Raw genomic sequence first — 12,593 nt, forward strand, 5'->3', positions numbered from 1 at the left:
GACCCCGCGCAGCCTCCGACCGCGCCACCGGTTCACCGGCAGAGCCGGGATATCTCCTCCTCGAAGCCGCCGAACTCCTCGCGGGCGAGCCCTATCAGGGTCGCGGCCGGTTGCCTGCGTTCGGGCGCGAACCGCTCGGCCACCGCGGTCAGTTCGGCGTTCGGGCGGGAGTCGATGCCCGTGTCGTAGGCGTCGATCGCCTCCAAGGGGCCGACGCCGTCGGCCAGGATCCACAGGAAGTCGGACAGGTCACGCGCGACGACGCCGGTCTCGCCCTCGGAGCCGAGGAAGACGACGGGCTGGTCGGCGAGTTCCCGGCCCGGGCGGACCAGCCAGAACGCCGCGTACCCTCCGGTGCCGTCCATGCCGAACACCCGGAAGACATCGCCGCTCACCTCCTTGTTGCCGGTCCACGACCGGAACCAGTCGGTCGTCTCCCCGGCGGAGACGAACGCGTCGAAGGGCTCGAAGTCGACCCCGTCCCCGTCGTCGTACTCGAACGGCTGGGCAAGGGCCGCGGCGAGCGCGACGGGAAAACGGCGGTCATCATCGGTCGAGGTCATACGCGCAGGTTAGCCAGCGGCACTGACAACGGAACGGGGCTCGGACCTACGACGCCACGCGCCGGGGCCGGGCGACCAGCTCCCCACCGCAGTTCGGACAGATCTGCCCCATCGCCTCACCGCACGCCACACAGAACGTGCACTCGTACGAGCAGATACGCGCCGGACCGTCCGCGGGCAGCCCGGCGGTCTCACAGCGCTCGCAGCGGTCGCGCATCTCCAGGGCCATGGCGGTCTCACTTCCTCGGGCAGCAGGTCGGCGGTGTACCGACTCCCATCCTCCGGACCGCCGCCGACGCCGAAACCGTCCCGAGGGACAGAGATCCACACGATCGGGCCACCGGCCGGTCACTTCCAGTCGACCGCGAACGCCCGCCCGGGATGCTCCATGAGAATCCGGTCCACCAGGCCCGCCCCCACCGCCTCCGTCAACCGCGACCGCACCCGGCGCAGCAGGTACGGCATCCCGGGCCCGCCGTCCACCGACCGTGCCCCGGCGACCACCGTGTCCCCGCCGAGCAGCAGCCGGTCCCCGTACCCGGCCTCCGCGAGGGCCCGGACCGCCTCCGGCATCCGCCAGTCGGTGGCGTGGTGGGCGCGGGACGGCCCGTCGAAGGCCAGCCAGCACCCTGAGGCGGCGGCCTCGCGCAGCACCACCGGGTCGGGGGAGCGGTTGAGGTGCCCGAGGACCACCCGGTGCCCCGGCACACCCAACTCGCCGCACAGCAGGTCGAGTACGTCCAGTGCGCCGGTCCCCAGCTCCAGGTGGACGGCGATCGGCGCACCGGTGGCGCGGTGGGCCTCGGCCGCCGCGGTCATCGTCCAGCGGGCGTGCGCGTCCAGGGCGTGGAAGCCGCCCGCCACCTTGATCAGCCCGGCCCGGACCCCCGAGGTGCCGATGCCCTCCGTCAGCTCGGTGACGAACAGCTCGGACAGTCCGCCGCGCAGCCCGTCGAGCGACTCCGGGGCGTAGTGCGCCGCTTGGTGCAGCCCCGTCGCACAGACCAGGTGCACCCCCGTGGCGCGGGACAGCCCCGGCAGGTCCGCCGTCCGCCGGCCCATGCCGTACGGCGTCCACTGCACGACGGACCCTCCGCCCGCCGCCCGGAACGCCGCCAGCTCGGCCCGCGCGGCGGACACGTCGTCCAGCTCCAGGCCCGGCAACTGCGGGCTGCGCAGAAAGAGATGATCGTGCGCGTCGCACACGCCCAGCTCCTCGGGACGCAGGTCACCGAGGACCGTACGGACGGTGCTCACCACTGCCGCCCACGCGGCAGGTCACCCCGGCCGGGCGCCGACAGGTGCAGCACCTCGAACACGTCGCCCTCGGCCTTGAGCGTGTCGTGCGCCCAGAGAGAGAAGTGGACCACCTCCCACGCGCGCGTGTCGACCGCTGCCGCAGCCAGCACCGCCCCGTCCTCCGCGGCCAGCCGCCCGGTCTCGCTCGCCGCGTCCGCCATGAACGCGGCCAACTCCACGCCGTCCGGCACCGGTCGCCGCCGCCGCACGGCATACGCGGCGAAGGAGCCGGCGGCGGCGCCCTCCTCGAAGGCCAGGCCTGTCCACTGACGTATCGCGGGCCGCCCGAAGTCGTCGACAGGTCCCTGGAAGGCGCCTCCCCAGAGGAAGCTGTTCATGCCCTCCACGGTGTTCCAGAGGTAGAACGGCCCGTACTGGTTCACCGGCGAGCCGTGCACCCCGCGCTCGCGCAGCACGTATGTCTTGATACCGAGGCCGTCCCAGTCGTCCAGGAGATGCGCGACGCGGGCGACGCGGGAGCGGATGATGCCCATGTCGTAGTCCGCGGGGAGGGTGAACTCGTACTGCATGGCGTGCATGTCGCGATTCCCTTCTCAGGCGGGGGTGTTGGTCATGTGTCTCAGGCGGGGTAGTCGGTCACGTGCTCGTGCCACTCGGTCGTCGTGCCGTCCTCCGCGGCCTCCACGACCGCCAGGTGGGTCATGAAGGTGCGCGGCGCGGCACCGTGCCAGTGCCACTCGCCCGGCTCGATCCACACCGTGTCGCCCGCACGGATCTCCTCCACGTCACCGCCCTTGCGCTGCACCAGCCCCTCGCCCTCCAGGACGTGCAGCACCTGGCCGTGCGGATGCCGGTGCCAGGCGGTGTGCGCGCCGGGCGTGAAGTGGACGTTGAACAGGCGCAGCCGGGACGGGGCGGCGGGTGCGGCTATCTCGTCCAGCCACACCGAGCCGGTGAAGTTCTCCGCCGGACCCTGCACGCTGTCGGGGCGCCGTCTGGTGATGTGCACGGAAATCGGTTCTCCAGTCAGGGAGTTCGGGGTGCGAGCAGGGACAGCAGGCCACGGACGCCGGCGTCGAACGCGGCGGGGGAGCCGGAGGCGCGGGCGAGTACGTAGCCGCCCTGCACGGTCGCGAGCACGGCCGCGCCGATCTCCTCGCCGTCCAGGCCGGGCGCGAACTGCCCCTGTCGCTTGCCCTCTTCGACGATCCCGGCGATCCGCGCGCGGATCCACGCGATCGTCTCGTCCACCGGCGCGCGCAGCTCGTCGCTCGCGATCACGTCCGGATCCATGGTCAGCCGGCCGATCGGACAGCCGCGCAGCACATCGCGCTCGCGCAGCAGATACGCCTCGATGCGCTCGTACGGCGTGCCCGGCCCGTCGAGCACGCCCTCGGCGGTGGCCCGCAGCTCCTCGGCGGTCCGCCGGATCGCCGCCAGCGCCAGGTCCGGCTTGCCCTTGAAGTGGTGGTACATGCTGCCCTGGCCGGCCCCCGCACGCTCCAGGATCGCCTTGGGGCTCGTGCCCACGTAGCCGCGCTCCCACAGCAGCTCGCGGGTGGACTCGATCAGTCGCTCCGAGGTGCTCATGGGATCACTGTACATACTAGTAGTTACAATCCACCAGTCCTTCGGGAGCAGCCGAGTCCCACCGTCGTACTCCCGCGGAGGTACGCGCACTGCCGCCGGCCGCACGACGACCCGGACCCCCTGCCGGAGGGAGCCTCGTGGCATCACCCCGAGACCCTGCCGACAAGGGAGTTGAACCCGAGATGCAGACCCTGGCGAACTGGGACGGCGGACCCGGCCCGTGGATCCTGTTCTTCCCGCTGATCTGGGCGGTCGTCGTGATCGGCGCCGTCACCTTCCTGCGCCGCACCGTCTGGCGCGGCCGCGGCGGCCCCTGGCGGCCCATGGACGGCGCACGCCCGGCCGGCGACTCGCCGCTCGCGGTCCTCGGCCGCCGCTTCGCCTCCGGCGAGATCGACGAGGACGAGTACTGGCGCCGCCTCTCCGTCCTGGAGGAGCAGTTCGGCCGCATCGGCAAGGGCGGTGCGGCATGACCACGACCGCCCTGCGCACGGCGGCCCGCGTCGTGGGCGCGGTGAAGGTGTACGGCGGTGGCGACACCGCCGTACACGCCCTGGACGGCGTGGACGTCGACTTCCCCGCCGGCCGCTTCACCGCGATCATGGGCCCCTCGGGCTCCGGCAAGTCCACCCTGATGCACTGCGCGGCCGGCCTCGACACGCTCACCTCGGGCGCCGCCTACATCGGCGACACCGAGCTGGGCGCGCTGGACGACCGCCGGCTGACCCTGCTGCGCCGCGACCGGGTCGGCTTCGTCTTCCAGGCGTTCAACCTGGTGCCGACGCTGACCGTCGAGGAGAACATCACCCTGCCCCTGGACCTCGCCGGACGGTGGGGTGACCGGGAGTGGATCGACGCGCTCGTCGGTGTCGTCGGGCTCGGCGACCGGCTGCACCACCGGCCCTCCGAGCTGTCCGGCGGACAGCAGCAACGCGTCGCCGTGGCGCGGGCGTTCGCGGGCCGCCCGGACGTCGTCTTCGCCGACGAGCCGACCGGCAACCTCGACTCCCGCTCCGGCGGCGAGGTCCTCGCCCTCCTGGGCCGCGCCGTACGGCAGATGGACCGCACGGTCGTCATGGTCACCCACGACCCGGTGGCCGCCGCCCACGCCGACGAGGTCCTCTTCCTCGCAGACGGGAGGCTGGTCGACCGCATGGCCTCCCCGACCGCCGACAAGGTCCTGGACCGCATGAAGGCCTTCGAGGTGCGGTCATGAACGCATCGCTCCGGCTCAGCCTCACCTCCCTGCGCGCGCACCGGCGGCGCTTCGCCGGCACGTTCCTCGCCGTGTTCCTCGGCGTCGCCTTCCTGGCCGGCACCCTGGTCATGGGCGACACGCTGCGCGCGAGCTTCGGCTCCATGTTCGGCGAGGCCACCAGCGGTACGGACGCCGTCGTACGCGGCGCCGACGCCATCACCACCCCCGGCGAGGCCCAGGGCGTACGGCGGCCCGTCGACACCTCGCTGGTGCGGACCGTCGAGCGCGTCCCCGGCGTGGCGGCCGCCGCCCCGAACATCCAGGGCGCCGGCCAACTCGTCGGCGCCGACGGAAAACCCGTCGGCGGCCAGGGCCCGCCGACCCTCGCCGGCAACTGGATCACCGACCCGAAGCTCAACCCGTATCAGCTCGCCGAGGGCCGCCTCCCCGCGCGGTCCGGCGAGGTGGTGGTCAACCGGGGAGCCGCGAAGAAGGGCGGCCTGAAGATCGGTGACACCACCACCCTGCGCACCCCGGACCCGGTCAGGGTGACCATCGTCGGCCTCGCGACCTTCGTCGGCCAGGACGGCATGGCCCAGGTGACCTTCACCGGCATGACCCAGGCCGACGCCGAGAAGTACCTCACCGCGCGGCCCGGCCAGGCGGCGGGCATCCAGGTGCGGGCGGGCCCCGGGGTGAGCCAGGAGGAACTGGTCCGGCGGCTGACTCCCGTGCTGCCCAAGGGAGTCGAGGCCATCACCGGCCAGCAGTCGGCGCAGGAGAACAACGACATGATCTCCAGCCAGTTCCTGACCCTCTTCACGACCTTCCTGCTCGTCTTCTCCGGCGTCGCGCTGCTCGTCGCCACGTTCTCCATCCACAACACCTTCGCGATCGTGGTCGCCCAACGCACCCGCGAGAACGCCCTGTTGCGCGCCCTCGGCGCCTCCCGCCGTCAGGTGTCCGCGGCCGCTCTCGCCGAGGCCTGCGTCGTCGCCGTCACGGCCTCGGGCGCCGGGCTCGCGGGCGGCATCGGCATCGCCGCCGGGCTTCAGGCGCTGTTCCCGGCGATCGGATTCCCCTTCCCCGACGGCGACCTGGTGATCAAGACGCTGTCGATGGCCCTGCCGCTCGCCGTGGGCATCGTGGTCTGCCTGGGCTCCGCGCTGCTGCCCGCCGTACGGGCCGGCCGCACCGCCCCGCTGACCGCCCTGCGCGAGACGGCCGTCGACTCCTCCGGTGCGTCCCGTTTCCGCGCGGTCGCCGGAACGGTCCTCGGCGCCGCGGCTCTCGCGGCGGCCCTCACCGGCGTTCTCGTCTCACCGTCCGTGTGGCCGGCCGGCCTCGGCGCGCTGCTGGCCCTGGTCTCCTTCGTGGTGCTGGGCCCCGTCGCCGCCACCACGGCCGTACGGCTCCTCGGCGCACCCCTGGACCGGGTCCGCGGTGTCACCGGCGCCCTCGCCCGGCGCAACGCCCTGCGCACCCCGAAGCGGACGGCCGCCACCGCGAGCGCGTTGATGATCGGCGTGGCCGTCGTGTCGCTGTTCACCGTGTTCGGCGCCTCGCTGAAGGCCACCATGGACCAGACGGTGTCCCGGTCCTTCGCGGGCGACGTCGCCGTCAGCACGCCCTCGTTCGGCGCGGGCGGCAGCGGGCTCAGCCCCCGGCTCGCCCCCGCCCTGCAGCGGCTGCCCGAGGTGGACACGGCGGTGGGACTCGGCCGCGGGGTCGCCGAAGTGGACGGCAGGGGGCGGGCGTTGACCGTGACCGACCCGGCCGCACTCGCCCGCACCTTCGACCTCGGCACGGTCACCGGATCCCTGCGCGACCTCGGCACCGACGGCATCGCGCTGACCCGTGCGGAGGCCGACCGCCAAGGTCTGCACACCGGCGACACGGCCCGGCTCACCTTCACCGACGGCAGGACGCAGAACTTCACCGTCCGTGCCGTCTACGGCCAGTCCGAACTCGCCGGCGACTACGTCATCACCCGCGCCGCCTGGGCACCGCACCGCACCCAGGACGCCGACACGCTGATCGCCGTCACCTTCGAGCACGGCGTGAGCGCCGACGCGGGCAAGGCGGCCGTGCGGAAGGTGGCCGCCCGGTACGGCAACCCCGAGGTGCAGACCCGGGAGGAGTACGCGCAGTCCTCGGCCGGCGGCATCGACATGATGCTCACGCTCGTCTACGCCCTGCTCGCCCTCGCGGTGGTCATCGCCCTGCTGGGCATCGCCAACACACTGACCCTGGCGCTCCACGAACGCACCAGGGAACTGGGCCTGCTGCGGGCCGTCGGCCAGACCCGGGCCCAGCTGCGGGCCATGGTCCGCTGGGAGTCGGTCCTGGTCGCCGCCTTCGGCACGGCCGGCGGACTCGCGCTCGGCAGCTTCCTGGGCTGGGTCCTGGTCAAGGCCTCCGACGGCGCGAGCGACACCGCGTTCGCCTTCGCACTCCCACCCGCCCGACTCGCCGTGGTCGTCCTGGTCGGCCTGGCGGCCGGCGCCCTCGCGGGCCTGCGCCCGGCCCGTCGAGCGGCCCGCCTGGACGTACTGCGCGCGATCGCCACCGAGTGAGACGCCGTGCGGCGCCGCCCTTCGGAAGTGCAGCGGTAGCCACCGCGGCAGGCGATCGACTCACCGCCCGGTCAGCCGGGGACGGCCGACCGGGCGGGAGCGGGTGCCGCGGCGTGGGCCACCACGGGGGTCGGAGCAGCGGCGACCGGGGCCGGTGCCGGCTGCACCTCCGTGAGCCGGGGCACCGGCTGCGGCTCGGCCGTGGGACGCGGCGAGCGAGCCGGCTGCTGCAGATGGGCCACGGCCGTTGCGGGCAGCGTGAACCACACGATCTTGCCGTCGTCGCCGTCCGGGCGTGCCCCCCAGCTCTCGCTCATCGCGGCCACCATCGCCAGGCCCCGCCCACAGGTGGCCAGGGGGGAGGCGTCCGTCGTGTCGGCCACCACCGGAAGGCGCGGATCGTGATCGCGCACGGAGACCGTGAGCCGGTCCACCAGCAGTTCCAGCTCGACGGTGCACGACTTGTCGGGCCGGGCATGCCGGTGGACGTTGCTGAGCAGCTCGGTCACACCGAGCGCGGCCCGGTCTATCAACGGGTCCAAATGCCAGTAGCGCAACTGTGCAGATACGATTCTGCGGACCTGACCGATCCGCGACGGCAGGGCTTGGAGCTCCACCGTGCAGTGCCTGCTTGGATGACTGATCACGGCTGCGACTCCCCGATGTGAGGTCCGGAGGAACCGGAGGAACACGGAGAACAACGGATCCAGCAGGGTGCTTGCGTCCAAACGTCCGCCTGCTGTCGTGGCCGGCGGGCTGGTTCGCAGCGTTATCGCCGGTAAACCCAGAGTGACGTGAGACCAGCGTGACGCAGCGCGTGCACTCCCGCAACTCGCCGCGACCAGACGCAGGTCAGGCCCGGCTCAGCCGCCGCGCCCGGCCGCCCGGCGCACCGCCTCGATGAACCGCCGCGCCGCGGGTGGCCCCGGCTCGCCCGGAGCGGGGTCCTGCTCGCCCAGCGTCAGCAGGTACCGGTTGCCGTTGAGATCCGCCAGCGCCCGGTCCTCCGGGGCGAACCACGGCTTGGAGGCGCGCACCGCCTGCACGGGTGCGCTGTCGATCTCGCTGCCGTAGCTGTTGAGCAACTCCACCCTGCCGTCGCTGATCCGGACCTTTCCGGCCCGGGTGAGCGAACGCATCCGCTTGCCTATCCGCACGCCCGTGGCCGTGAACTCCGGCTCCGCCATCCTTCGCCGCCCCCTTGTGCGTCGCTCGCCGGACCCCGGCCCGCGTGGGTCCGGATCCGGCCCGTGTCCGGTCGTACCGGCTCTGCTGGTCCAGTGCGCCCCTGTTCGTGATCCAGTGTGCGCCCGTGTTCGGGACGATCGTCCCGTCCGGTGCAGTCTGCCCCGATGCGGTCTGGAGCACCAGTACGCACGGGGCGCGTGCGACGGAGGGCCGGAGCACTCGCGCCAATGCGCCCCCCGGGGGCCACCCGGGGGCGTGCCCCAGCCTGTCTTTGGGTGGCTCAAAGATGCGTTTATGCAGGTGGGAAGCGGTGCGGAAGGTGCTTATGATCGAGGTGCCGGCTGCGCGAGGCGCGGTCGGTGCCCAGCCTAAGGAGCCCCGCCGTGAGCACCACCCCACAGACCCGGACCGGCGCCACCCTCGACGTCGACCGCAGCGACGCCGCCTACCGTGACTGGCTGAAAGATGCCGTCCGCAAGGTCCAGGCCGACAACCAGCGCTCGGCCGACACGCACCTGCTCAAGTTCCCGCTGCCCGAGCGGTGGGGCATCGACCTTTACCTGAAGGACGAGTCGACGCACCCCACCGGCAGCCTGAAGCACCGGCTGGCCCGCTCCCTGTTCCTCTACGGTCTGTGCAATGGCTGGATCCGCCCGGGCCGCCCGGTGATCGAGGCGTCCAGCGGCTCGACGGCCGTCTCCGAGGCCTACTTCGCCAAGCTGATCGGTGTGCCCTTCATCGCGGTCATGCCGCGCACGACGAGCGCCGAGAAGTGCCGTCTGATCGAGTTCCACGGCGGACAGTGCCACTTCGTGGACGACTCCCGGAAGATGTACGAGGAGTCCGCCCGCCTCGCGGTGGAGACCGGCGGCCACTACATGGACCAGTTCACCTACGCCGAGCGGGCCACCGACTGGCGCGGCAACAACAACATCGCCGAATCCATCTTCCGCCAGCTGGAGTTGGAGCGGTTCCCGGAGCCTGCCTGGATCGTGGCCACGGCCGGCACCGGCGGCACCTCGGCGACCCTCGCGCGCTACGTCCACTACATGCAGTACGACACCCGCATCTGTGTCGCCGACCCGGACAACTCCTGTTTCTTCGAGGGCTGGACGACCGGTGATCCGGACGTCACCTGCGACTGCGGCTCCCGCATCGAGGGCATCGGCCGGCCGCGCATGGAGCCGAGCTTCGTGCCCGGCGCCATCGACCGGATGATGAAGGTCCCGGACGCGGCCAGCGTGGCCGCCGTACGCGCCCTGGAGCGGGCCATCGGCCGCAAGGCGGGCGGTTCGACGGGCACGGGCCTGTGGAGCGCGCTGAAGATCGTCTCCGAGATGGTGGCCGAGGGCCGCACCGGCAGCGTGGTCACCCTGCTGTGCGACCCGGGGGACCGCTACCTCGACAAGTACTACTCGGACACCTGGCTGGAGGAACAGGGCCTGGACATCGCCCCGTACACGGCGGCGATCGAGTCCCTGCTGGCCACGGGCGTGTGGCCGGACTGAGCCGGTCCTTCGCGTCCTACCACTCCACGGTCCCGAGGGCCTTGCGCAGCACCGCGACGGCCTGGGCCACGGCCGCACGGGTGGCCTGCGTGCCGCTGAGCGGGTTCAGCATCATGAAGTCGTGCGTGATCCCGTCGTAGCGGACCGTCGTGACCGGCACACCGGCGGCCCGGAGCCTGGCCGCGTAGGCCTCGCCCTCGTCGCGCAGTACGTCGGCCTCGTCGACGACCACGTACGCCGGCGGGAGCCCGGCCAGCTGCTCCAGGCTCGCCCGCAGCGGTGAGACCGTGATCGCCGAGCGCTGGGAGGCCTCCGGCAGATAGGCGTCCCAGAACCACTCCATCGACCTGGCGGTGAGGAAGTAGCCCTGGGCGAACTGCCGGTAGGAGGGCGTGTCCATCCCGGCGTCCGTGACGGGGTAGTAGAGCGACTGGTGGACGAAGCGGAAATCGCCGCGCTCCTTGGCCAGCAGGGCCAGGGCCGCGGTCATGTTCCCGCCCACCGAGTCGCCCGCCACCGCGAGCCGGGAGGCGTCGAGCCCGCGCGGGGCGCCGTGGTGGACGATCCACTGGGCGGTCGCGTAACCCTGCTCCAGGGCCACCGGGTACTGCGCCTCGGGCGAGCGGGTGTACTCGACGAAGACGACGGCGGCCCGGGCTCCGACCGCGAGTTCGCGCACCAGTCGGTCGTGGGTGTCGGCGTTGCCGAGGATCCAGCCGCCCCCGTGCATGTACAGCACCACCGGCAGCGGCTCCGCCACACCCGGCGGCCGTACGATCCGAGCCCGCACGCCGTCGACGTCGAAGGGCACGGTGACCCACTCCTCGTCGACGGGGAGCTTCTCGATCGGTTGCGCCTGGATGTCGTCGAGGACCCTGCGGGCCTTCTCCACGCCGATCTCGTACAGGAAGGGCGGCTGGGAGGTGGCGTCGGCCAGTTCCCGGGAGGCGGGCTCCAGAACGACGTCGCCGATGGCGGGCTGGGCAGTCATGACGGAATTCCTCGCGTTCGTCCGGATTGCATGGCCCTCTCCAGCATGGGTGCGGCCTGCTCCGGTCGCATCCGTGGACTGCCGGCCCGGGCGCGGCGAACCGTTCACTCTTCGTGCTGATCGCGGGGGTCCGCGGCGGCGTGCGCTATCCGCCCAGCCGCCGGTCCAGTGCCGTCACGGCGTTCCGGAACGCCTGGCCCACCCCGGGGCGGGCCAGGCGGCACACGAGGCGGAACGCGGCCGTCCCGTCCAGGGCGAAGGCCATCCGGATCCGGGTCCCGGTACCGGCCGGGGTGAGCCGCCACTCCTCGATCCAGGCGCGGGCCCCCGGGGTGTTGGTCACGTCGACGCGGTAGGCGTACACCTCGGGCGCCTTCGCCACCAGCACCGACTCCTCGAAACGGGTGCCGCCCCGGAGCCGTACCTCGCGCCCGCCCTCGGTCGGCCGGGCCGAGGACACCGCCGAGAACCACTCCGGCCAGCCGGGCACGTCCTCGGCGAGCGCGTGGAAGACCGCGTCAGGGGCGGCCGCGATGTCCCGGGTGAACACGAGCCGTACGGGGGCGGTCTCGACGAAGTCGATCTCCACCGGGCGCAGACGGTGAGCCATGGCGACGAACTCCCTCGTGAAGGTGGGGCGTTGCGCCGGGCAGTCTAGCTGACGCCCTGTCAGATGTCCTCGTCCTCTTCCGGTTCGCCCGCCACCACCAGCCGCCGCAGATGCTCGGAGATCTCCGCCCGCGCCTCGGTGGGCAGGCCCGCGTCGGTGACCAGCGTGTCCACCTGCTCCAGCGCGGCGAACGAACTGAGGCCCACCGTGCCCCACTTGGTGTGGTCGGCCACCACCACGACCCGGCGCGCCGACTGCACCAGCCGCCGGTTGGTCTCGGCCTCCGCGAGGTTCGGCGTGGACAGGCCCGCCTCGACCGATATCCCGTGCACCCCGAGGAAGAGCAGGTCGAAGTGGAGGGCGGTGATCGCCTGGTCGGCCACCGGGCCCACCAGTGAATCGGACGGGGTGCGCACCCCGCCGGTCAGCACCACCGTGGCCGCGCCCTGGCGCTGCCCCGAGGTGCGCTGCGCCGAGTGGAAGACGTCCGCGACCCGCACCGAGTTCGTCACCACGGTCAGATCGGGCACCTCCAGCAGGTGCTGCGCGAGCGCGTAGGTCGTCGTACCGCCGGACAGGGCGATCGCCGTACCCGGGGTGACCAGCCGGGCGGCGGCACGCGCGATGTCCTCCTTGGCGGTCAGCTCCAGACCCGACTTGGCCTCGAAGCCCGGCTCATGGGTGCTCGCCTCGACCACCGGGACCGCGCCGCCGTGCACCTTCTCCAGCACGCCCTGGCGGGCCAGCGCGTCGAGGTCGCGGCGGACGGTCATGTCCGACACGCCGAGCTTGCGGGTCAGTTCGTTGACCCGCACGCCTCCCCGGCGCCGGACCTCGTCCACGATCAGGGCGCGGCGCTGCTCGGCGAGGAGGTTCTGATTCTCACTCACGTACGCTCCGGTCCTTTCGCCGCAATCCGTCCGACACGCCCGCCGCACCTACTCCGACCTGGACATTCCATCCGTCTCCGGTGCGCGGCGGTCCCATCCTTTCACGGGAGGGTACCGGTTGTGCCACTACCTGTTACGACGCGCTCATGTCATTCGGGCACATCCGGGCATCACGTCTCCCACCCGTCGTCACACGGATCGGGGAGATTCCGTGACGAG

15 protein-coding genes are annotated in these 12,593 nt (G+C 72.3%); 4 read left to right on the forward strand and 11 right to left on the reverse strand.

Annotated features, from left to right (window positions below):
* Nucleotides 1-32 precede the first annotated feature (32 nt).
* From BEK98_RS40815 to BEK98_RS40840, 6 genes are all read right to left on the reverse strand, one after another.
* Complete coding sequence (locus BEK98_RS40815) at nucleotides 33-563, reverse strand: SMI1/KNR4 family protein (RefSeq protein ID WP_094221854.1); 531 nt, start codon at nucleotides 561-563, stop codon at nucleotides 33-35.
* A 46-nt stretch (nucleotides 564-609) separates the two neighbouring features.
* Nucleotides 610-792: a DUF1272 domain-containing protein gene (locus BEK98_RS40820; protein WP_094221855.1), complete on the reverse strand. Its 183-nt coding sequence runs from the start codon at nucleotides 790-792 to the stop codon at nucleotides 610-612.
* A 119-nt stretch (nucleotides 793-911) separates the two neighbouring features.
* A complete protein-coding gene (locus BEK98_RS40825) occupies nucleotides 912-1,820 on the reverse strand; it encodes a phosphotriesterase family protein (RefSeq protein ID WP_094221920.1) in 909 nt (302 codons plus the stop codon).
* Nucleotides 1,817-2,401, reverse strand: a complete 585-nt coding sequence (locus tag BEK98_RS40830) for a DUF4865 family protein (RefSeq protein WP_094221856.1) — start codon at nucleotides 2,399-2,401, stop codon at nucleotides 1,817-1,819. Before BEK98_RS40830 ends, BEK98_RS40825 begins: the two co-directional genes overlap by 4 nt.
* A 41-nt stretch (nucleotides 2,402-2,442) precedes the next feature.
* Entirely contained in the window at nucleotides 2,443-2,832 is a 390-nt protein-coding gene (locus tag BEK98_RS40835) for a (R)-mandelonitrile lyase (RefSeq protein ID WP_094221857.1), read from the reverse strand.
* Between the two features lie 17 nt (nucleotides 2,833-2,849).
* Nucleotides 2,850-3,413 carry a TetR/AcrR family transcriptional regulator gene (locus BEK98_RS40840; protein WP_244202195.1) on the reverse strand — a complete coding sequence of 188 codons (564 nt, stop codon included), beginning with the start codon at nucleotides 3,411-3,413 and terminating at the stop codon, nucleotides 2,850-2,852.
* Between the two features lie 182 nt (nucleotides 3,414-3,595).
* Here BEK98_RS40840 and BEK98_RS40845 point away from each other — a divergent pair, with 182 nt between their 5' ends.
* Genes BEK98_RS40845 through BEK98_RS40855 form a run of 3 tightly spaced genes read left to right on the forward strand, consistent with a single transcriptional unit; the run spans nucleotide 3,596 to nucleotide 7,187 of the window.
* A complete protein-coding gene (locus BEK98_RS40845) occupies nucleotides 3,596-3,886 on the forward strand; it encodes an SHOCT domain-containing protein (RefSeq protein WP_094221859.1) in 291 nt (96 codons plus the stop codon).
* On the forward strand, nucleotides 3,883-4,629 hold the full coding sequence (locus BEK98_RS40850; RefSeq protein WP_094221860.1) for an ABC transporter ATP-binding protein: 747 nt from the start codon (nucleotides 3,883-3,885) through the stop codon (nucleotides 4,627-4,629). The genes BEK98_RS40845 and BEK98_RS40850 overlap by 4 nt, the downstream gene beginning before the upstream one ends.
* Nucleotides 4,626-7,187, forward strand: coding sequence for an ABC transporter permease (locus BEK98_RS40855; protein WP_094221861.1), 2,562 nt, complete (start codon nucleotides 4,626-4,628; stop codon nucleotides 7,185-7,187). Before BEK98_RS40850 ends, BEK98_RS40855 begins: the two co-directional genes overlap by 4 nt.
* A 71-nt stretch (nucleotides 7,188-7,258) precedes the next feature.
* On the opposite strand, the gene BEK98_RS40860 is transcribed toward BEK98_RS40855, so the two are convergent.
* A complete protein-coding gene (locus BEK98_RS40860; protein WP_094221862.1) occupies nucleotides 7,259-7,834 on the reverse strand; it encodes an ATP-binding protein in 576 nt (191 codons plus the stop codon).
* Between the two features lie 216 nt (nucleotides 7,835-8,050).
* On the reverse strand, nucleotides 8,051-8,374 hold the full coding sequence (locus BEK98_RS40865) for a hypothetical protein (RefSeq protein ID WP_094221863.1): 324 nt from the start codon (nucleotides 8,372-8,374) through the stop codon (nucleotides 8,051-8,053).
* A 384-nt stretch (nucleotides 8,375-8,758) separates the two neighbouring features.
* Here BEK98_RS40865 and BEK98_RS40870 point away from each other — a divergent pair, with 384 nt between their 5' ends.
* Nucleotides 8,759-9,883: a PLP-dependent cysteine synthase family protein gene (locus BEK98_RS40870; protein ID WP_094221864.1), complete on the forward strand. Its 1,125-nt coding sequence runs from the start codon at nucleotides 8,759-8,761 to the stop codon at nucleotides 9,881-9,883.
* Between the two features lie 16 nt (nucleotides 9,884-9,899).
* Here the strand turns inward: BEK98_RS40870 and BEK98_RS40875 are convergent, their stop codons facing one another.
* The 3 genes from BEK98_RS40875 to BEK98_RS40885 all read right to left on the reverse strand — a co-directional run bounded on the left by BEK98_RS40875 (nucleotide 9,900) and on the right by BEK98_RS40885 (nucleotide 12,374).
* Nucleotides 9,900-10,874, reverse strand: a complete 975-nt coding sequence (locus BEK98_RS40875; protein WP_425276655.1) for an alpha/beta hydrolase — start codon at nucleotides 10,872-10,874, stop codon at nucleotides 9,900-9,902.
* 145 nt (nucleotides 10,875-11,019) lie between these two features.
* On the reverse strand, nucleotides 11,020-11,484 hold the full coding sequence (locus tag BEK98_RS40880) for an SRPBCC family protein (protein WP_094221865.1): 465 nt from the start codon (nucleotides 11,482-11,484) through the stop codon (nucleotides 11,020-11,022).
* Between the two features lie 59 nt (nucleotides 11,485-11,543).
* The gene (locus tag BEK98_RS40885; protein ID WP_094221866.1) at nucleotides 11,544-12,374 is read right to left on the reverse strand and encodes a DeoR/GlpR family DNA-binding transcription regulator; all 831 of its coding nucleotides are present in this window, start codon (nucleotides 12,372-12,374) and stop codon (nucleotides 11,544-11,546) included.
* Nucleotides 12,375-12,593 lie beyond the last annotated feature (219 nt).

The organism is Streptomyces diastatochromogenes (assembly GCF_002242805.1).
Lineage (GTDB): Bacteria > Actinomycetota > Actinomycetes > Streptomycetales > Streptomycetaceae > Streptomyces > Streptomyces diastatochromogenes.